This is a genomic window from Paraburkholderia sp. DD10 (assembly GCF_049177125.1).
In the GTDB taxonomy this organism is placed as follows: domain Bacteria; phylum Pseudomonadota; class Gammaproteobacteria; order Burkholderiales; family Burkholderiaceae; genus Paraburkholderia; species Paraburkholderia terricola.
In genome coordinates this window covers 3072247-3093457 of the sequence record NZ_CP185393.1, presented here as the reverse complement: position 1 = coordinate 3093457, position 21211 = coordinate 3072247, and the positions used below count along the sequence as shown (strand labels likewise).

The 21211-nt window shown below is 59.5% G+C and carries 17 protein-coding genes; all 17 read left to right on the top strand.

The features are described 5' to 3' along the window. Positions 1-264: 264 nt before the first annotated feature. The 17 genes from rplJ (at position 265) to rpsC (ending at position 21210) form a co-directional block, all read left to right on the top strand. Positions 265-768 carry a 50S ribosomal protein L10 gene (rplJ, locus tag ACOCG7_RS29360; RefSeq protein ID WP_006053279.1) on the top strand — a complete coding sequence of 168 codons (504 nt, stop codon included), beginning with the start codon at positions 265-267 and terminating at the stop codon, positions 766-768. A gap of 63 nt (positions 769-831) precedes the next feature. Continuing rightward, positions 832-1206, top strand: coding sequence for a 50S ribosomal protein L7/L12 (gene rplL, locus ACOCG7_RS29355; RefSeq protein WP_011490060.1), 375 nt, complete (start codon positions 832-834; stop codon positions 1204-1206). A gap of 370 nt (positions 1207-1576) precedes the next feature. Beyond that, positions 1577-5683: a DNA-directed RNA polymerase subunit beta gene (gene rpoB, locus ACOCG7_RS29350; protein WP_421378308.1), complete on the top strand. Its 4107-nt coding sequence runs from the start codon at positions 1577-1579 to the stop codon at positions 5681-5683. A gap of 21 nt (positions 5684-5704) precedes the next feature. Then, positions 5705-9943, top strand: coding sequence for a DNA-directed RNA polymerase subunit beta' (gene rpoC, locus ACOCG7_RS29345; protein ID WP_073432699.1), 4239 nt, complete (start codon positions 5705-5707; stop codon positions 9941-9943). 207 nt (positions 9944-10150) lie between these two features. After that, a complete protein-coding gene (gene recQ / locus ACOCG7_RS29340) occupies positions 10151-11998 on the top strand; it encodes a DNA helicase RecQ (protein ID WP_114163230.1) in 1848 nt (615 codons plus the stop codon). Between the two features lie 210 nt (positions 11999-12208). Beyond that, the gene (rpsL, locus tag ACOCG7_RS29335) at positions 12209-12589 is read left to right on the top strand and encodes a 30S ribosomal protein S12 (protein WP_006998493.1); all 381 of its coding nucleotides are present in this window, start codon (positions 12209-12211) and stop codon (positions 12587-12589) included. 180 nt (positions 12590-12769) lie between these two features. After that, entirely contained in the window at positions 12770-13240 is a 471-nt protein-coding gene (gene rpsG, locus ACOCG7_RS29330; protein WP_006053291.1) for a 30S ribosomal protein S7, read from the top strand. Between the two features lie 133 nt (positions 13241-13373). Next, positions 13374-15476, top strand: a complete 2103-nt coding sequence (gene fusA / locus ACOCG7_RS29325; protein ID WP_073432695.1) for an elongation factor G — start codon at positions 13374-13376, stop codon at positions 15474-15476. Between the two features lie 47 nt (positions 15477-15523). Continuing rightward, positions 15524-16714, top strand: coding sequence for an elongation factor Tu (gene tuf / locus ACOCG7_RS29320; protein ID WP_012434572.1), 1191 nt, complete (start codon positions 15524-15526; stop codon positions 16712-16714). Positions 16715-16841: 127 nt separating this feature from the next. Next, positions 16842-17153 carry a 30S ribosomal protein S10 gene (rpsJ, locus tag ACOCG7_RS29315; protein ID WP_006998489.1) on the top strand — a complete coding sequence of 104 codons (312 nt, stop codon included), beginning with the start codon at positions 16842-16844 and terminating at the stop codon, positions 17151-17153. A gap of 201 nt (positions 17154-17354) precedes the next feature. Further along, positions 17355-18014 (top strand): 50S ribosomal protein L3, encoded by a 660-nt coding sequence (gene rplC / locus ACOCG7_RS29310; RefSeq protein WP_073431863.1) that lies wholly within the window; start codon positions 17355-17357, stop codon positions 18012-18014. Further along, positions 18014-18634 carry a 50S ribosomal protein L4 gene (rplD, locus tag ACOCG7_RS29305; protein ID WP_007180136.1) on the top strand — a complete coding sequence of 207 codons (621 nt, stop codon included), beginning with the start codon at positions 18014-18016 and terminating at the stop codon, positions 18632-18634. Before rplC ends, rplD begins: the two co-directional genes overlap by 1 nt. Next, a complete protein-coding gene (gene rplW, locus ACOCG7_RS29300) occupies positions 18631-18945 on the top strand; it encodes a 50S ribosomal protein L23 (protein ID WP_007180135.1) in 315 nt (104 codons plus the stop codon). Before rplD ends, rplW begins: the two co-directional genes overlap by 4 nt. Positions 18946-18947: 2 nt before the next feature. Beyond that, the gene (gene rplB / locus ACOCG7_RS29295; RefSeq protein ID WP_073431858.1) at positions 18948-19775 is read left to right on the top strand and encodes a 50S ribosomal protein L2; all 828 of its coding nucleotides are present in this window, start codon (positions 18948-18950) and stop codon (positions 19773-19775) included. Between the two features lie 10 nt (positions 19776-19785). Continuing rightward, positions 19786-20061: a 30S ribosomal protein S19 gene (gene rpsS / locus ACOCG7_RS29290; RefSeq protein ID WP_004199273.1), complete on the top strand. Its 276-nt coding sequence runs from the start codon at positions 19786-19788 to the stop codon at positions 20059-20061. A gap of 10 nt (positions 20062-20071) precedes the next feature. Next, positions 20072-20401, top strand: a complete 330-nt coding sequence (gene rplV, locus ACOCG7_RS29285) for a 50S ribosomal protein L22 (protein ID WP_011490054.1) — start codon at positions 20072-20074, stop codon at positions 20399-20401. Positions 20402-20412: 11 nt separating this feature from the next. Then, positions 20413-21210 carry a 30S ribosomal protein S3 gene (gene rpsC, locus ACOCG7_RS29280; RefSeq protein WP_035554750.1) on the top strand — a complete coding sequence of 266 codons (798 nt, stop codon included), beginning with the start codon at positions 20413-20415 and terminating at the stop codon, positions 21208-21210. The last annotated feature ends 1 nt before the right edge of the window (position 21211 follow it).

Here is a 21211-nt window from a genome sequence, read left to right as displayed (position 1 = left end):
TGGGCTTTGGGCGGTTGCGAGGTGGCGGTCTGCATCACGCAACCGGTTGTCAAAGACCGTTGGCGGGCACGCAGCGGGTAGGCGGGTCCTTAATGGAAAGCCAACGCAGATGGCGAACCCGAAAAGGTTTTGTAGTGATGAAACCGTTGGATATCCGCAGCAATGTGGATTTCCAACGGTCGAAATACTCCTGACTGGTCGGACGCCGTTATTGAACGCGGTACACAAGGCGCACGCCGCGTGTATCGAATCTGGAGGTTAACCGTGCCACTCAACAAAGAAAGCAAGCAGGCCGTCGTCGCTGAGGTTGCCGCGCAAGTCGCGAAAGCCCAGACCGTGGTTCTGGCTGAGTATCGTGGGATCACGGTTGGCGATCTGACCAAGCTGCGCGCGAAAGCGCGTGAGCAACAGGTTTACCTTCGTGTGTTGAAAAACACGCTGGCGCGTCGCGCTGTCGAAGGTACCCCCTTTGCTCCGCTGGCAGAGCAGATGACCGGTCCCCTGATCTACGGCATCTCGGAAGATGCAATTGCTGCTGCTAAGGTCGTCAACGACTTCGGCAAGAGCAATGACAAGTTGGTCATCAAGGCTGGTTCCTACGAAGGCAAGGTGATGGACAAGGCTGGCGTGCAAGCGCTGGCAAACATCCCGAGCCGCGAAGAACTGCTCTCCAAGCTGTTGTACGTTATGCAAGCACCTGTTTCGGGCTTTGCGCGCGCTCTGGCCGCGCTGGCAGAAAAGAAACAAGGCGAAGAAACCGCTGCATAAGGTACTTCAGTCGAGCGTGATTGATCGCTGGCTGTATCCGAATTCAATTTAGGAGTATTTCAAATGGCAATCGCAAAAGAAGACATCCTCGAGGCAGTAAGCTCGATGTCGGTTCTGGAACTGAACGAGCTGGTCAAGGCGTTCGAAGAAAAGTTTGGCGTGTCGGCAGCTGCTGTTGCAGTGGCAGGCCCGGCAGGCGGTGGTGCTGCTGCTGCTGCTGAAGAGCAAACCGAATTCACGGTCAACCTGACGGAAGTCGGCGCGAACAAGGTTTCGGTCATTAAGGCCGTTCGTGAACTGACGGGTCTCGGCCTGAAGGAAGCGAAGGACCTGGTCGACGGCGCACCGAAGCCTGTTAAGGAATCGGTACCGAAGGCTGCTGCTGAAGAAGCCAAGAAGAAGCTGGAAGAAGCCGGCGCGAAGGCTGAAATCAAGTAAGTTTCAGCGCGTTGCGCTAAGGCTGGCGGTTTTCCACCGCCGGCCTTTTTGTGCTTTGTGGGGGGCACGTTTTTGCAAGACGTTTGGGCAAAAACATCGCTCCCAGAAGTCAAAGAAAAACCGTCTATCGGCAAGATTGACCGGCGTTTCTCTTTGTCTTCTGAAGCGACTGCAGAAGGCAAGTTTGGTCGGGTAGCGGGCAACACAGGCATCCGCTGCCGTCAGCCAGCGGTTGGTAGCGGCCAACCACCAAGCTTCTAGGCTCGTTCAAGCCATCGGACGGCCATCGGGTCTCAGTCGGTGAACACTCGGGTTGTCTCATCAAGGTATCCTGCCTCGACAACAATGCCCGCCGTGATTCGGAGATCGTATGCAATATTCCTTCACCGAGAAGAAGCGCATTCGCAAGAGTTTTGCGAAGCGCCCCATCGTTCACCAAGTACCTTTCCTGCTGGCTACCCAGCTTGAATCATTCAGCACGTTTCTGCAAGCAGACACGCCGTCCACGCAACGCAAGCCGGAAGGTCTGCAAGCTGCGTTCACATCCGTTTTCCCGATTGTTTCGCATAACGGGTTCGCACGTCTAGAGTTCGTCAGCTACATGCTGTCGCCGCCGGCATTCAACATCAAGGAATGTCAGCAGCGCGGTTTGACGTATTGTTCGGCTCTGCGCGCCAAAGTGCGTCTTGTGCTGCTCGACAAGGAATCGCCGAGTAAGCCGGTCGTGAAGGAAGTGAAGGAACAGGAAGTCTACATGGGCGAAATTCCGCTCATGACGCCGACCGGTTCCTTCGTCATCAACGGCACGGAACGTGTGATCGTTTCGCAGCTGCACCGTTCGCCCGGCGTGTTTTTCGAACACGACAAGGGCAAGACGCACAGCTCGGGCAAACTGCTGTTTTCCGCGCGTATCATCCCCTACCGCGGTTCGTGGCTCGACTTCGAATTCGATCCGAAGGACGTACTGTATTTCCGCGTCGACCGTCGCCGCAAGATGCCGGTCACGATCCTGCTGAAGGCGATCGGCCTCACGCCGGAACAGATCCTCGCAAACTTCTTCGTGTTCGACAATTTCACGCTGATGCCGGAAGGCGCGCAGATGGAATTCGTGCCCGAGCGTCTGCGTGGTGAAGTCGCGCGCTTCGACATCACGGACCGTGACGGCAACGTGATCGTCCAGAAGGACAAGCGGATCAACGCCAAGCATATTCGCGATCTCGACAACGCGAAGACGAAGTTCATTTCGGTGCCGGAAGACTATCTGCTCGGTCGCGTGCTGGCGAAGAACGTCGTCGACGGCGACACCGGTGAAGTCATCGCCAACGCGAACGACGAAATCACGGAAACCGTCCTCGAAAAGCTGCGCGAGTCGAAGATCAAGGACATCCAGACGCTCTACACGAACGATCTGGATCAGGGTCCGTACATTTCGTCGACGCTGCGCATCGACGAAACCGCAGACAAGATGGCCGCGCGCATCGCGATCTACCGCATGATGCGTCCTGGCGAGCCGCCGACCGAAGAAGCGGTCGAGGCGCTCTTCAACCGTCTGTTCTACAGCGAAGATGCATACGACCTCTCGAAGGTAGGTCGTATGAAGTTCAACCGCCGCGTCGGTCGCGATGAAATCATCGGCCCGATGACGCTGCAAGACGACGACATCCTCGCCACGATCAAGATCTTGGTCGAGCTGCGCAACGGCAAGGGCGAAGTGGACGATATCGACCACTTGGGCAATCGTCGTGTGCGTTGCGTCGGCGAACTGGCGGAAAACCAGTTCCGTGCAGGTCTCGTGCGTGTCGAACGTGCTGTGAAGGAACGCCTCGGCCAAGCCGAAAGCGAAAACCTGATGCCGCACGATCTGATCAATTCAAAGCCGATTTCCTCGGCGATTCGCGAATTCTTCGGTTCGTCGCAGCTGTCGCAGTTCATGGACCAAACGAACCCGCTGTCGGAAATCACCCACAAGCGCCGTGTTTCGGCTCTTGGCCCGGGCGGTTTGACGCGTGAGCGCGCCGGCTTTGAAGTCCGCGACGTGCACCCGACGCACTACGGTCGTGTGTGCCCGATTGAAACGCCGGAAGGTCCGAACATCGGCCTGATCAACTCGCTCGCGCTGTATGCGCACCTGAATGAATACGGCTTCCTCGAAACGCCGTATCGGAAGGTTGTGGACGGCAAGGTGACCGACCAGATCGACTACCTGTCGGCGATCGAAGAAGGCCGTTATGTGATCGCTCAGGCGAACGCGGCGGTGGCTGAAGACGGCACGCTGACCGACGAACTGGTTTCCTCGCGTGAAGCGGGCGAAACGCTGATGGTCACGCCGGACCGCATCCAGTATATGGACGTGGCACCGTCGCAGATCGTGTCGGTGGCGGCATCGCTGATTCCGTTCCTCGAGCACGACGACGCGAACCGCGCGTTGATGGGTTCGAACATGCAGCGTCAGGCTGTGCCGTGTCTGCGCCCTGAGAAGGCCGTGGTCGGTACGGGCATCGAGCGCACGGTCGCGGTCGACTCGGGCACGACGGTTCAGGCATTCCGTGGCGGTGTGGTCGATTACGTCGACGCGGGCCGTATGGTGATTCGCGTGAACGACGATGAAGCCGCTGCCGGCGACGTCGGCGTGGACATCTACAACCTGATCAAGTACACGCGTTCGAACCAGAACACGAACATCAACCAGCGCCCGATCGTAAAGGTCGGCGACATCGTGTCGCGTGGCGACGTGCTGGCTGACGGCGCCTCGACCGACCTCGGCGAACTGGCGCTCGGCCAGAACATGCTGGTCGCGTTCATGCCGTGGAATGGCTACAACTTCGAAGACTCGATCCTGATCTCGGAGAAGGTGGTTGCGGACGATCGCTACACGTCGATCCACATCGAAGAGCTGAACGTCGTTGCTCGCGATACGAAGCTCGGACCGGAAGAAATCACGCGCGACATTTCGAACCTGGCTGAAGTGCAACTCGGCCGTCTCGACGAGTCGGGCATTGTCTACATCGGCGCTGAAGTCGAAGCAGGCGACGTGCTGGTCGGCAAGGTCACGCCAAAGGGCGAGACTCAGCTCACGCCGGAAGAAAAGCTGCTGCGCGCGATCTTCGGTGAGAAGGCTTCGGACGTGAAGGACACGTCGCTGCGCGTGCCGTCGGGCATGAGCGGCACCGTGATCGACGTGCAAGTGTTCACGCGTGAAGGCATTCAGCGCGACAAGCGCGCGCAACAGATCATCGACGATGAGCTGAAGCGTTATCGCCTCGACCTGAACGACCAGTTGCGTATCGTGGAAGGTGACGCGTTCCAGCGTCTCGCACGTATGTTGACCGGCAAGGTCGCGAACGGCGGTCCGAAGAAGCTTGCGAAGGGTACGAAGATCGAACAGGCTTACCTCGAAGATCTCGACCACTACCACTGGTTCGACATCCGCCTCGCGGACGAAGAAGCAGCGGCACAGCTCGAAGCCATCAAGGACTCGATCGAACAGAAGCGTCACCAGTTCGATCTCGCGTTCGAAGAGAAGCGCAAGAAGCTCACGCAAGGCGACGAATTGCCGCCGGGCGTGCTGAAGATGGTCAAGGTTTACCTGGCGGTCAAGCGCCGTTTGCAGCCCGGCGACAAGATGGCCGGCCGTCACGGTAACAAGGGTGTCGTGTCGAAGATCGTTCCGATTGAAGACATGCCGTACATGGCCGATGGCCGTCCGGCTGACGTCGTTCTGAACCCGCTCGGCGTGCCGTCGCGGATGAACGTGGGTCAGGTTCTCGAAGTGCATCTGGGTTGGGCCGCGAAGGGTCTCGGCTGGCGTATCGGTGAAATGCTGCAGCGTCAGGCGAAGATCGAAGAACTGCGCGAATTCCTGACCAAGATCTACAACGAGTCGGGCCGCGCTGAAGAGCTGGACAGCTTCACCGACGACGAAATCGTCGAACTGGCGAAGAACCTGCGCGAAGGCGTGCCGTTCGCCACGCCGGTGTTCGACGGTGCGACGGAAGAAGAAATGTCGCGCGCGTTGGACCTGGCATTCCCGGACGACATCGCGAAGAACCTCGGCATGACGCCGTCGAAAAACCAGGTGCGTCTGTACGACGGTCGCACGGGTGAGATGTTCGAACGTACGGTGACTGTCGGCTACATGCACTACCTGAAGCTGCACCACTTGGTCGACGACAAGATGCACGCGCGTTCCACTGGCCAGTACTCGCTCGTGACGCAGCAGCCGTTGGGCGGTAAGGCGCAGTTCGGTGGCCAGCGTTTCGGTGAGATGGAAGTGTGGGCGCTCGAAGCGTACGGCGCATCGTACGTGCTGCAAGAAATGCTGACGGTGAAGTCGGACGACGTGACCGGCCGGACCAAGGTCTATGAGAACCTGGTCAAGGGCGATCACGTGATCGACGCCGGCATGCCGGAATCCTTCAACGTGTTGGTGAAGGAAATCCGCTCGCTCGGTATCGACATCGACCTCGACCGCAACTAATCGGACTACGGAGAGAAGGCAATGAAAGCTCTGCTCGATCTATTCAAGCAAGTCCAACAACCAGAAGTTTTTGACGCGATCAAGATCGGTCTGGCCTCGCCCGACAAAATCCGTTCGTGGTCGTTCGGTGAAGTGAAGAAGCCGGAAACCATCAACTACCGGACGTTCAAGCCGGAGCGTGATGGTCTGTTCTGCGCGAAGATTTTCGGGCCGATCAAAGACTACGAATGCCTTTGTGGCAAGTACAAGCGCCTGAAGCATCGTGGCGTGATTTGCGAAAAGTGCGGCGTCGAAGTGACGCTCGCCAAGGTGCGTCGCGAACGGATGGGCCACATTGAGTTGGCCTCGCCGGTTGCGCACATCTGGTTCCTGAAGTCGCTGCCGTCGCGTCTGGGCATGGTGCTCGACATGACGCTGCGCGACATCGAACGCGTGCTGTACTTCGAAGCCTATGTGGTGATCGATCCGGGCATGACGCCGCTGAAAGCGCGGCAGATCATGACCGAAGAGGATTACTACAACAAGGTCGAAGAGTACGGCGACGAGTTCCGCGCCGAAATGGGCGCGGAAGGCGTGCGCGAACTGCTGCGCGCGATCAACATCGACGAGCAGGTCGAGATGCTGCGCACCGAACTCAAGAACACGGGTTCGGAAGCGAAGATCAAGAAGTACGCGAAGCGCCTGAAGGTGCTCGAGGCTTTCCAGCGTTCGGGCATCAAGCCCGACTGGATGGTGCTCGAAGTGCTGCCGGTGCTGCCGCCGGAACTGCGTCCGCTGGTGCCGCTGGACGGCGGCCGCTTCGCGACGTCGGACCTGAACGACCTGTATCGCCGCGTGATCAACCGTAACAACCGGTTGAAGCGTCTGCTCGAGCTGAAGGCGCCTGAAATCATCGTCCGCAACGAAAAGCGGATGCTGCAGGAAGCCGTCGATTCGCTGCTCGACAACGGTCGCCGCGGTAAGGCGATGACCGGCGCGAACAAGCGTCCGCTGAAGTCGCTCGCTGACATGATCAAGGGTAAGGGCGGCCGTTTCCGTCAAAACCTGCTCGGTAAGCGCGTGGACTACTCCGGCCGTTCGGTGATCGTGGTCGGCCCGACGCTCAAGCTGCACCAGTGCGGCCTGCCGAAGCTGATGGCGCTCGAACTGTTCAAGCCTTTCATCTTCAACAAGCTCGAGGTGATGGGTGTCGCTACCACCATCAAGGCTGCGAAGAAGGAAGTCGAGAACCAGACGCCGGTGGTGTGGGACATCCTCGAAGAGGTGATCCGCGAGCATCCGGTCATGCTGAACCGTGCGCCTACGCTGCACCGCCTCGGCATTCAGGCTTTCGAGCCGGTGCTGATCGAAGGCAAGGCAATCCAGCTGCACCCGCTCGTTTGCGCGGCGTTCAACGCCGACTTCGACGGTGACCAGATGGCTGTTCACGTGCCGCTGTCGCTGGAAGCGCAGATGGAAGCGCGCACGCTGATGCTGGCGTCGAACAACGTCCTGTTCCCGGCCAATGGCGATCCGTCGATCGTGCCGTCGCAGGATATCGTGCTTGGCCTGTACTACGCGACGCGTGAAGCGGTGAATGCGAAGGGCGAAGGCCTGACGTTCACCGGCGTCTCGGAAGCACTGCGTGCCTACGAGAACAAGGAAGTCGAGCTCGCCTCGCGCGTCAACGTGCGGATCACGGAAATGGTCCACAACGAAGACAAGTCGGAAGGTGCGCCGGCGTTCGTGCCGAAGATCACGCTGTATCCGACCACCGTCGGCCGCGCAATCCTGTCGGAGATTCTTCCGCCGGGCCTGCCGTTCTCGGTGCTGAACAAGCCGCTGAAGAAGAAGGAAATCTCGCGCCTGATCAACACCGCATTCCGCAAGTGCGGTCTGCGTGAAACGGTGATTTTCGCCGACCAGTTGATGCAGTCGGGTTTCCGTCTGGCAACGCGCGCGGGTATCTCCATCTGCGTCGACGACATGCTCGTGCCGCCGCAGAAGGAAACCATCGTCGGCGACGCCGCGAAGAAGGTGAAGGAATACGACCGTCAGTACATGTCGGGTCTCGTCACGTCGCAAGAGCGCTACAACAACGTCGTCGACATCTGGTCGGCAACGTCGGAAGCGGTCGGCAAGGCGATGATGGAACAGCTGTCGACGGAACCGGTGGTCGATCGCGACGGCAACGAAACGCGTCAGGAGTCGTTCAATTCCATCTACATGATGGCCGACTCCGGTGCTCGCGGTTCGGCGGTTCAGATTCGTCAGCTGGCCGGTATGCGTGGCCTGATGGCGAAGCCGGACGGCTCGATCATCGAGACGCCGATCACGGCGAACTTCCGCGAAGGCCTGAACGTGTTGCAGTACTTCATCTCGACCCACGGCGCACGTAAGGGTCTGGCTGATACGGCACTGAAGACGGCAAACTCGGGTTACCTGACGCGTCGTCTCGTGGACGTGACGCAGGATCTGGTCGTGGTCGAGGACGACTGCGGTACGTCCAACGGCGTTGCCATGAAGGCGTTGGTCGAAGGCGGTGAAGTCGTCGAAGCGCTGCGTGACCGTATCCTCGGTCGCGTGACGGTGGCTGACGTCGTCAATCCGGAATCGCAGGAAACGCTGTACGAAACGGGCACGCTGCTCGACGAAGATGCGGTCGAGGAAATCGAACGCCTCGGCATCGACGAAGTGCGCGTGCGTACGCCGCTGACTTGCGAAACGCGTTACGGTCTGTGCGCAGCCTGCTACGGCCGCGACCTGGGCCGAGGCTCGTCGGTCAACGTCGGTGAGGCAGTCGGCGTGATCGCCGCGCAGTCGATCGGTGAACCGGGCACGCAGCTCACGATGCGTACGTTCCACATCGGTGGTGCGGCGTCGCGTGCAGCGGTGGCTTCGTCGATCGAAGCGAAGTCGAACGGTACGGTGCGCTTCACGGCAACGATGCGCTACGTCACCAACGCGAAGGGCGAGCAGATCGTCATTTCGCGTTCCGGCGAAGCGATGATCACCGACGACCACGGCCGCGAGCGCGAACGTCACAAGGTGCCGTACGGCGCGACGCTGTTGCAACTGGACGGCGCGCAGATCAAGGCCGGCACGCAACTGGCGACGTGGGATCCGATGACGCGTCCGATCATCACCGAGTACGGTGGCACGGTGAAGTTCGAAAACGTCGAGGAAGGCGTGACGGTTGCCAAGCAGATCGACGATGTGACGGGTCTCTCGACGCTGGTCGTGATCGACGTGAAGCGCCGCGGTTCGCAAGCGTCGAAGACGGTGCGTCCGCAGGTCAAGCTGCTCGATGCGAACGGCGAAGAAGTCAAGATCCCGAACACCGAGCACTCGGTGCAAATCGGCTTCCAGGTCGGCGCGCTGATCACCGTGAAGGACGGGCAGCAAGTGCAGGTCGGCGAAGTGCTCGCACGTATCCCGACCGAATCGCAGAAGACGCGTGACATTACCGGCGGTCTGCCGCGTGTGGCGGAACTGTTCGAAGCACGTTCGCCGAAAGACGCAGGTATCCTGGCGGAAGTCACGGGTACGACGTCGTTCGGCAAGGACACGAAGGGCAAGCAGCGTCTCGTTATCACGGACCTCGAGGGCAACCAGCACGAGTTCCTGATCGCGAAGGAAAAGCAGGTTCTGGTGCACGATGGTCAGGTCGTCAACAAGGGCGAAATGATCGTGGACGGGCCGGCGGATCCGCACGACATCCTGCGTTTGCAGGGCGTCGAAGCGCTGTCGCGTTACATCGTGGACGAAGTGCAGGACGTGTACCGTTTGCAAGGCGTGAAGATCAACGACAAGCACATTGAAGTGATTGTTCGTCAGATGCTGCGCCGTGTGCAGATCACGGACAACGGCGATACGCGTTTCATCCCGGGCGAACAGGTCGAGCGGTCGGACATGCTCGACGAGAACGACCGTATGATCGCGGAAGACAAGCGTCCGGCAACGTACGAAAACGTGCTGCTCGGTATCACGAAGGCCTCGTTGTCGACCGATTCGTTCATCTCCGCGGCGTCGTTCCAGGAAACGACCCGCGTGCTGACCGAAGCGGCGATCATGGGCAAGCGCGATGACCTGCGTGGTCTGAAGGAAAACGTGATCGTCGGCCGTCTGATTCCGGCCGGTACGGGTCTCGCGTTCCACAAGGCACGCAAGAGCAAGGAACTGTCCGACCGCGAGCGTTTCGATCAGATCGCAGCGGAAGAGTCGTTCGAATTCGGTACGCCGGAAACCCCGGCCGCCGAACAGCACCACTCCGGCGAGTAAGTCCGGGCGGCGTTAGCCGCTTTGGACTCACCAGCCAGCGAAGCCGCTCAGTTTCGACTGAGCGGCTTTTTTTTATGCGCTCTTCTTTTGCGTGCTTTGCGCTGATTTGTTAGGCCAAACGGCTAACGTTTGTCGCAAATGGCGGGCGCAGCACGAATGCGTTGGTAAAATTCGTGTCACCGGCTCCACGCTGCTTCTCTCAAATTCATGTCCCGTCCGCTCGAAATCCTCAACGAAGTCTTCGGTTACCCCGCGTTCAGAGGACAGCAGGGCGAAATTGTCGAACACGTCTCGGGCGGCGGCGATTGTCTCGTACTGATGCCAACGGGCGGCGGCAAATCGTTGTGCTATCAGATTCCGTCGCTGGTACGGCGAGAAGGCGGCTTCGGTACGGGAATCGTGGTTTCACCACTGATCGCGCTCATGCAGGATCAGGTGGCGGCGCTGACTGAAGTCGGCGTGCGTGCGGCGTATCTGAATTCGACGTTGTCGAGTGCCGAAGCGATGGCCACGGAACGCGCATTGCGCGATGGCGAAATCGATCTGTTGTACGTGGCGCCTGAGCGGTTGATGACGCCCCGATTCCAGGAGTTGCTGGAGCGCACGCGCATCGGGCTCTTCGCAATCGACGAGGCGCATTGCGTGTCGCAATGGGGGCACGATTTCCGGCCGGAATATATCCAGTTGTCGGTGCTGCACGAGCGCTTCCCGAATGTGCCGCGCATCGCACTCACCGCCACGGCCGACGCGATTACGCGTGACGAGATCATTCACCGTTTGGCGCTGGACGACGCACGCGTTTTCGTGTCGAGTTTCGATCGGCCGAACATCCGCTATCGCATTGTCGAAAAAGACAATGCGCGCACCCAGTTGCTCGATTTCATTCGCGCGGAACATACGCGGCCGGACGGCACGACCGACGCCGGCGTCGTGTATTGCCTGTCGCGCCGCAAGGTCGAAGAAACGGCGGAGTGGCTGAAGGAAAAAGGCATGCGCGCGTTGCCGTATCACGCCGGCATGGAGTTCGAAATCCGCCAGAAGCATCAGGAGATGTTTCAGCGCGAGGAAGGCATCGTGATGTGCGCGACGATCGCATTCGGCATGGGAATCGACAAGCCGGACGTGCGCTTTGTCGCTCACCTCGACTTACCGAAGAGCGTCGAGGGCTATTACCAGGAAACGGGGCGCGCCGGTCGCGACGGCATGGCTGCCAACGCGTGGATGGCCTATGGCCTCGGCGATGTCGTGCAGCAGCGCAAGATGATCGACGAATCCGACGCCGACGACGCACACAAACGCGTGCAGACCGGCAAGCTCGATGCGTTGCTCGGTCTGTGCGAGGCCGCGACCTGCCGGCGGGTGCGGTTGCTCGCCTATTTCGGCGAATCGAGCGAGCCATGCGGCAACTGCGACAACTGCCTCGAGCCGCCCCACACATGGGACGCGACGCGCGAAGCGCAGATGGCGCTTTCCTGCGTGTTTCGCGCGCAGCGGGCGAGCGGTTTTCACTTCGGCGCGGGCCATCTGATCGATATCCTGCGCGGCAACCGCAGCGAAAAAATCTTGCAGCGTGGGCATGAAAAGCTGACCACATTCGGCATCGGCGCCGCGCTAGGCGAGCCGGAGTGGCGTGCGGTGTTTCGCCAACTCGTCGCGTTCGGCTATCTGACGGTCGACCACGAAGGATTTGGCTCGCTGGTTCTCACCGAAGCGAGCAAGCCGGTGCTCAAGGGCGAGCAGAGTGTCACGATGCGTCGCTATGTAAAGCCGACGCGCTCCCGCCAGTCGTCCGGACGCACCAGCGAGCGTGCCGACCCCACGATCGGCATGGGTCCGCGCGAACGCGCCCGCTGGGAGCGGCTGCGCGCGTGGCGCACCGAAACGGCCAGGAGCGACGGTGTGCCGGCTTATGTGATCTTCCACGACGCGACGCTCGCGGAGATTGCCCGCAACGGCCCAGATTCCATCGAAGATTTGCGGAGTATCCCGGGCATGGGGGCGCGGAAACTGGATCGTTTCGGCGACGAGTTGCTGGAAGTCGTCGCCGCCGACTGAGTGCTCGGGCGCCTCCGCTGGGGTGCGAAGCATCGCAAGCTGTTGACTCTCTTAGTATTTTCGGAATATTATGCTAGGTTCCGGTTCTTGAGATGCCTGCGCGCGGAATCAATCCACGCGCTGCGATCGGATCCGGAAGTTCGATGCGCAATCGTTTCTGCTTTGCCCGGAAACAGATGCGTCGATTTTGTTCAATTTCAGGAATAAACAATGCCAACCATCAATCAACTGGTTCGCAAAGGCCGCGCGTCGGAAACGACGAAGAGCAAGAGCCCGGCTTTGCAGGACTGCCCCCAGCGTCGCGGCGTGTGCACCCGTGTGTACACCACGACGCCGAAGAAGCCGAACTCGGCGCTCCGTAAGGTTGCGAAGGTGCGCCTGACGAACGGCTTCGAAGTCATTTCGTATATCGGTGGTGAAGGCCACAACCTGCAGGAACACTCGGTCGTGCTGATTCGCGGCGGCCGTGTCAAGGACTTGCCGGGTGTGCGTTACCACATGGTTCGCGGCTCGCTGGATACCCAGGGCGTCAAGGACCGTAAGCAGGCTCGCTCGAAGTACGGTGCGAAGCGTGCAAAAGCTGGCAAGTAATTAGCCGGTCAGAGTAGTTTCAGGTCGCCTGCAAGGGCGGTAATAGCGGTGGTGCCGGAATCGCCGGCGCTGTCGAGTAAGTGGTCACCCGACCAGGCTGGTAAGTCGCTAGAGATGAATCGGGTTAGTTGGTGGCCGCGGAGCTAAAAATAGCTCCAACTGAAAAGTAAAGGAAGAAACATGCCGCGTCGTCGCGAAGTCCCCAAGCGGGAAGTGTTGCCGGATCCGAAATTCGGCAACGTAGATGTAGCTAAGTTCATGAACGTGCTGATGCTCTCCGGCAAGAAGTCGGTTGCCGAGCGTATCGTGTACGGCGCTTTCGAACAGATCCAGACCAAGGGTGGCAAGGACCCGCTGGAAGTGTTCACGGTAGCGCTCAACAACGTCAAGCCGGTGGTGGAAGTGAAGAGCCGCCGCGTTGGTGGTGCGAACTATCAGGTTCCGGTCGAAGTGCGCCCGTCGCGTCGTATGGCATTGGCGATGCGTTGGCTGCGTGAAGCCGCGAAGAAGCGCAGCGAGAAGTCGATGGCCCTGCGTCTGGCAGGTGAACTCTCCGAAGCGGCTGAAGGCCGTGGCGGCGCAATGAAGAAGCGCGACGAAGTTCACCGGATGGCAGAAGCCAATAAGGCGTTCTCGCACTTCCGTTTCTAAGCTCCCCGAACCCGGGTTAGCAGAAAAATCGGAAAGAAATTCCGGGCGGGTGCGCTTACAAAGCGCCTCGCCCGTTTGTGTTACAGCGCGATGGGTATTTTCTCGCATCGCGTCATCCCCATAGAGGATCAAAGTGGCTCGCAAGACACCTATCGAGCGCTACCGTAACATCGGTATTAGCGCTCACATCGACGCCGGCAAAACGACGACGACCGAGCGCATCCTGTTCTACACCGGCGTGAACCACAAGATTGGTGAAGTGCACGACGGCGCTGCCACCATGGACTGGATGGAGCAGGAGCAGGAACGCGGCATCACGATCACGTCCGCTGCCACCACGGCGTTCTGGAAAGGCATGGCCGGCGACCGCGCTGAGCACCGCATTAACATCATCGACACGCCGGGACACGTCGACTTCACGATTGAAGTCGAGCGCTCGATGCGCGTGCTCGATGGCGCATGCATGGTGTACTGCGCAGTGGGCGGCGTGCAGCCCCAGTCGGAAACCGTGTGGCGTCAGGCTAACAAGTACAAGGTTCCCCGTCTCGCGTTCATCAACAAGATGGATCGTACCGGCGCGAACTTCTTCAAGGTCTATGACCAGCTCAAGCTGCGCCTGAAGGCGAATCCGGTGCCGGTCGTTGTGCCTATCGGCGCTGAAGAGAACTTCACGGGCGTGGTCGATCTGCTGAAGATGAAGGCGATCATTTGGGACGAAGCATCCCAAGGCACCAAGTTCTCGTACGAAGAGATCCCGGCAGCACTCGTCGACACGTGCAATGAATGGCGTGAAAAGATGGTCGAAGCCGCGGCTGAATCGAGCGAAGACCTGATGAACAAGTACCTCGAGTCGGGCGAACTGACCGAAGCGGAAATCATCAAGGGTCTGCGCGACCGTACGATCGCTTGCGAAATCCAGCCGATGCTTTGCGGCACCGCGTTCAAGAACAAGGGCGTGCAACGCATGCTGGACGCCGTGCTCGATTTCCTGCCGTCACCGATCGACATCCCGCCGGTTACCGGCGAGCTGGAAAACGGTGAGAAGGGTGAGCGCCGGGCAGCCGACGATGAAAAATTCTCGGCATTGGCATTCAAGATCATGACCGACCCGTTTGTCGGCCAACTGATCTTCTTCCGTGTGTATTCGGGCGTTGTGAATTCGGGCGACACCGTGCTGAACGCGACCAAAGACAAGAAGGAACGTCTGGGCCGTATTTTGCAGATGCACGCAAATCAGCGCGAAGAAATCAAGGAAGTCCGTGCAGGGGACATCGCTGCAGCCGTCGGCCTGAAGGACGCAACGACCGGTGACACGCTGTGCGATCCGCAGAGCCCGATCGTGCTCGAACGCATGATTTTCCCCGAGCCGGTGATTTCGCAAGCTGTTGAGCCGAAGACGAAGCCCGACCAGGAAAAGATGGGTCTGGCGTTGAACCGTCTGGCACAGGAAGATCCGTCTTTCCGCGTTCAAACGGACGAGGAATCGGGTCAAACCATCATTTCCGGCATGGGCGAGCTTCACCTGGAAATTCTGGTCGACCGGATGAAGCGTGAGTTCGGTGTCGAAGCAACGGTGGGCAAGCCGCAAGTGGCTTACCGCGAAACGATTCGCGGCAAGGCGGAAGACGTCGACGGTAAGTTCGTCAAGCAGTCGGGCGGTCGCGGCCAGTACGGTCACGCTGTCATCACGCTCGAGCCGAATGAGCAAGGCAAGGGCTATGAGTTCCTGGACGAAATCAAGGGCGGCGTGATTCCGCGTGAATATATTCCGGCAGTCGACAAGGGTATCCAGGAAACGCTGAAGTCCGGCGTGCTGGCAGGTTTCCCGGTCGTTGACGTGAAGGTTCACCTGACGTTCGGTTCGTACCACGATGTTGACTCGAACGAAAACGCGTTCCGCATGGCCGGTTCGATGGCGTTCAAGGAAGCAATGCGCAAGGCGCAGCCGGTCATTCTCGAACCGATGATGGCTGTGGAAGTTGAAACGCCTGAAGATTACATGGGCAACGTGATGGGCGATCTGTCGGGTCGTCGCGGCATCGTTCAGGGCATGGACGACATGGTTGGCGGCGGCAAGATCGTTCGCGCCGAAGTGCCGCTGTCGGAAATGTTCGGCTACTCGACGTCGCTGCGCTCGCTGACTCAAGGTCGTGCAACGTATACGATGGAGTTCAAGCATTACGCTGAAGCACCGCGTAACGTGTCCGAAGCGATCATCAACGCGAAGTCGAAGTAATCGCGCGGCAAGTCATTCAACGATTAACTTTTTGAAAGAAGAGAAACATGGCTAAAGGTAAATTCGAACGGACCAAGCCGCACGTGAACGTCGGCACGATCGGTCACGTTGACCACGGCAAGACCACGCTGACGGCAGCGATCACGACGGTTCTGACGCAGAAGTTCGGCGGCGAAGCGAAGGCGTATGACCAGATCGACGCGGCGCCGGAAGAAAAGGCGCGCGGCATCACGATCAACACGGCGCACGTCGAGTACGAAACGGCTAACCGCCACTACGCCCACGTCGACTGCCCGGGCCACGCTGACTATGTGAAGAACATGATCACGGGCGCAGCGCAGATGGACGGCGCGATCCTGGTGTGCTCGGCCGCTGACGGCCCGATGCCGCAAACGCGCGAGCACATCCTGCTGGCGCGCCAGGTGGGTGTTCCGTACATCATCGTGTTCCTGAACAAGTGCGACATGGTGGACGACGCCGAGCTGCTGGAGCTGGTCGAGATGGAAGTTCGCGAACTTCTGTCGAAGTACGACTTCCCGGGCGACGACACGCCGATCATCAAGGGTTCGGCCAAGCTGGCGCTGGAAGGCGACAAGGGCGAGCTGGGCGAAGTGGCGATCATGAACCTGGCCGACGCGCTGGACACGTATATCCCGACGCCGGAGCGTGCAGTTGACGGCGCCTTCCTGATGCCGGTGGAAGACGTGTTCTCGATCTCGGGTCGTGGCACGGTGGTGACGGGTCGCGTCGAGCGCGGCGTGGTGAAGGTCGGCGAGGAAATCGAGATCGTCGGTATCAAGCCGACGGTGAAGACGACCTGCACGGGCGTGGAAATGTTCCGCAAGCTGCTTGACCAGGGTCAGGCAGGCGACAACGTGGGTATCCTGCTGCGCGGCACGAAGCGTGAAGACGTGGAGCGTGGTCAGGTGCTGGCGAAGCCGGGCTCGATCAATCCGCACACGCACTTCACGGCCGAGGTGTACGTGCTGAGCAAGGACGAGGGCGGCCGCCACACGCCGTTCTTCAACAACTATCGTCCGCAGTTCTACTTCCGTACGACGGACGTGACGGGCTCGATCGAGTTGCCGAAGGACAAGGAAATGGTCATGCCGGGCGACAACGTGTCGATCACGGTGAAGCTGATCAATCCGATCGCGATGGAAGAGGGTCTGCGCTTCGCGATCCGCGAAGGCGGCCGTACCGTCGGCGCAGGTGTCGTTGCCAAGATTCTCGAGTAAAATCGCGGCTTGAATTTGTAGCAAGTGGTGCCCGGAGCCGGGCGCCGGCCCTCAGCGGGTGCCCGGCTCTACGTTCTTTTACTGTCTGGCGGCGCAACGCCGCCTCGCTCTTTACCGAGGAATTGTCATGCAGAACCAGAAAATCCGCATTCGCCTGAAGGCTTTCGACTATCGCCTTATCGATCAATCGGCAGCTGAAATCGTCGATACGGCAAAGCGGACTGGCGCAATCGTTCGTGGTCCGGTGCCCCTGCCGACCCGCATTCAACGTTTCGACATCCTGCGTTCGCCGCACGTCAATAAGACGTCGCGCGATCAGCTCGAAATTCGCACCCACCAACGCCTGATGGACATCGTCGATCCGACGGACAAGACCGTTGATGCGCTGATGAAGCTGGATCTGCCGGCTGGCGTGGACGTGGAAATCAAGCTGCAATAAGGCTCTCGGTGCTTGCCTGGGGTCACGGGCAACGCTAAGTCATTGATTGCTTGCGAAAAACGAAAGGCCTCGCTATAATGCAAGGCTTTTCGCGCATTTGCGCAAAAAAGTCGGCGTGCTGCAGCATGAATTCATGCCCGAAACGGCGCCGGCATTTTGTAAATTAGCCCCGACCAATCGCAGTCGGGAATGGAGAAAACGATGAGCCTTGGACTCGTAGGTCGCAAGGTTGGCATGACCCGTATCTTCACGGCTGAAGGGGATTCGATTCCCGTTACCGTGCTGGACGTGTCCGACAACCGCGTGACGCAGATCAAGACTGTTGAAACCGACGGCTACACGGCCGTGCAGGTTGCATTCGGTACGCGCCGTGCATCGCGTGTGACGAAGCCGTTGGCCGGTCATCTCGCCAAAGCCGGTGTTCAAGCCGGTGAAATCCTCAAAGAATTCCAGATCGATGCCGCCAAGGCTGCCGAGTTGTCGAACGGTGCCGTGGTCGGTCCCGATCTGTTCGAAGTGGGCCAGAAAGTCGACGTGCAAGGCGTGTCGATCGGTAAGGGCTACGCCGGTACCATCAAGCGTTACAACTTCGCATCCGGCCGTGCATCGCACGGTAACTCGCGCTCGCACAACGTGCCGGGTTCGATCGGTATGGCGCAGGATCCGGGTCGTGTTTTCCCCGGCAAGCGCATGACCGGTCACATGGGTGACGACACTGTAACGGTGCAAAACCTGGAAATCGCTCGGATCGACGCCGACCGCAAGCTGTTGCTGGTTAAGGGCGCCGTTCCAGGTGCGAAGGGTGGCAAGGTATTCGTTACGCCGGCCGTGAAGACGCGTGCCGTGAAAGGAGCGAAATAATGGAACTTAAGCTCCTGAATGCCAACGGTCAGGAAGGTGCGGGCGTTAGCGCGTCGGACGTCGTGTTCGGCCGCGATTACAACGAAGCCCTGATTCACCAGGTCGTGGTTGCTTACCAGGCGAATGCCCGTAGCGGCAATCGCGCGCAAAAGGATCGTGAGCAGGTCAAGCACACGACCAAGAAGCCTTGGCGCCAGAAGGGTACGGGCCGCGCTCGTGCTGGTATGTCGTCGAGCCCGTTGTGGCGCGGCGGTGGCCGGATCTTCCCGAATTCGCCGGAAGAAAACTTTTCGCACAAGGTCAACAAGAAGATGCATCGTGCGGGTCTCTGCTCGATCTTCTCGCAGCTGGCCCGCGAAGGCCGCATCTCGGTGGTCGACGAGCTGACGCTCGAAGCGCCGAAGACGAAGCTGCTGGCCGAAAAATTCAAGGCGATGGGGCTCGACTCCGTGCTGGTGATTACCGACACGGTTGATGAAAACCTGTACCTCGCGTCGCGCAATCTCGCCCATGTGGCGGTTGTCGAGCCGCGTTACGCCGACCCGCTGTCGCTGATCTACTTCAAGAAGATCCTGATCACGAAGGCTGCGGTCGCCCAGATCGAGGAGTTGCTGTCATGAGCGAGATTCGCAAAAACGATCATCGTTTGATGCAGGTCCTGCTCGCGCCGGTGATCTCCGAAAAGGCGACGCTGGTGGCCGACAAGAACGAACAAGTCGTGTTCGAAGTCGCGCCCGATGCCACGAAGCAGGAAGTGAAAGCTGCAGTCGAGCTGCTGTTCAAGGTGGAAGTCAATTCCGTCAATGTGCTGGTCTCGAAGGGCAAGGCCAAGCGCTTTGGCCGCTTCATGGGTAAGCGCAAGGACGTGAAGAAGGCCTACGTCTGCCTGAAGCCCGGCCAGGAAATCAACTTTGAAGCGGAGGCCAAGTAATCATGGCAATCGTTAAAGTTAAGCCGACTTCGCCGGGTCGCCGCGCGATGGTCAAGGTGGTCAACAAGGATCTGCATAAGGGCAAGCCGTTCGCACCGCTGCTCGATTCGCAGTCGTCGACTGCCGGCCGCAACAACAACGGCCACATCACTACGCGTCACAAGGGTGGTGGTCACAAGCATCACTATCGCGTCGTCGATTTCCGTCGCAACAAGGACGGCATTGCGGCGAAGGTCGAACGTCTTGAGTACGATCCGAACCGCAGCGCAAACATTGCGCTGGTTCTGTACGCAGACGGCGAGCGTAAGTACATCATCGCTCCGAAGGGTGTGACGGTAGGCCAGCAACTGATGTCGGGTTCGGAAGCGCCGATTCGCGCAGGCAATACGCTGCCGATCCGCAATATTCCGGTCGGCACGACGATCCACTGCATCGAAATGCTACCTGGCAAAGGCGCGCAAATGGCGCGTTCGGCCGGTACGTCAGCGATGTTGCTGGCTCGTGAAGGCATCTACGCACAGGTCCGCCTGCGTTCGGGTGAAATCCGCCGCGTTCACGTTGAATGCCGCGCGACGATTGGTGAAGTTGGCAACGAAGAGCACAGCCTCCGTCAAATCGGTAAGGCTGGCGCGAACCGCTGGCGCGGTATCCGCCCGACGGTGCGTGGCGTTGCAATGAACCCGGTCGATCACCCGCACGGTGGTGGTGAAGGCAAGACGGCTGCAGGTCGCGATCCGGTGAGCCCGTGGGGCACGCCTGCTAAGGGTTATCGCACCCGCAGCAACAAGCGCACGACGAGCATGATCGTCCAGCGCCGTCACAAGCGCTAAGGAGTAAGCAATGGCACGTTCTGTAAAAAAAGGTCCGTTCTGCGACGCCCATTTGCTGAAGAAAGTTGAGGCGGCAGCAGCTTCGCGGGATAAGAAGCCGATCAAAACCTGGTCGCGCCGCTCGACGATCCTTCCGGATTTCATCGGTCTGACGATCGCCGTTCATAACGGCCGTCAACACGTTCCGGTGTACATCTCGGAAAACATGGTCGGCCACAAGCTTGGCGAGTTCGCATTGACCCGTACGTTTAAGGGTCATGCAGCCGACAAGAAGGCCAAGAAATAAGGGGCTCAAGATGGAAGTGAAAGCAATTCATCGCGGTGCCCGCATCTCGGCGCAGAAAACGCGCCTTGTGGCTGACCAGATCCGCGGTTTGCCGGTCGACAAGGCGCTGAACGTTCTGACGTTCTCGCCGAAGAAGGCTGCGGGAATCGTGAAAAAGGTCGTGCTGTCGGCGATCGCGAATGCGGAGCATAACGAAGGCGCCGATATCGATGAGCTCAAGATCACGAGCATCTACATCGACAAGGCTGCATCGCTCAAGCGTTTTACCGCGCGCGCTAAGGGCCGCGGTAACCGCATCGAGAAGCAATCCTGTCACATCACTGTGACGGTCGGGAATTAAGGGGTCATACGATGGGACAGAAAATTCATCCGACTGGCTTCCGTTTGGCCGTCAGCCGCAATTGGGCGTCGCGTTGGTACGCGAACAACAACAATTTCGCGGCGATGTTGCAGGAAGACATCGGTGTTCGTGAATACCTGAAGAAGAAGCTGAAGAACGCTTCGGTGGGTCGCGTCGTTATCGAGCGTCCGGCGAAAAACGCGCGCATCACGATTTATAGCTCGCGTCCGGGTGTGGTCATCGGTAAGAAGGGCGAGGATATCGAGCTGTTGAAGTCGGAGCTGCAACGCCGCATGGGCGTTCCGGTCCACGTCAACATCGAAGAAATCCGTAAGCCGGAAACCGATGCGCAATTGATCGCGGATTCGATCACGCAACAGCTCGAGCGGCGCATTATGTTCCGCCGCGCGATGAAGCGTGCAATGCAAAACGCGATGCGTCTGGGCGCCCAAGGCATCAAGATCATGAGCGCTGGCCGCCTGAACGGTATCGAAATCGCTCGTACGGAATGGTATCGCGAAGGTCGGGTGCCGCTTCATACGCTGCGTGCCGATATCGACTACGCAACTTCGGAAGCGAAGACGACGTACGGCATCATCGGCGTGAAGGTGTGGGTCTACAAGGGCGACACGCTCGGCCGTAACGATGCGCCGGTGGTCGAAGAAGTCGCCGAAGAAAAGCGTCCGCGCCGCAACGCACGTCCGGGTGGCGATCGTCGTCCGCGTCGTGATGGTGAAGGTGGTGGCCCGGCAGGTGCACGCCGTGGCGCTCCTCGTCGCGCTGGTGGCGACGGGAAGACTGGAGAATAAC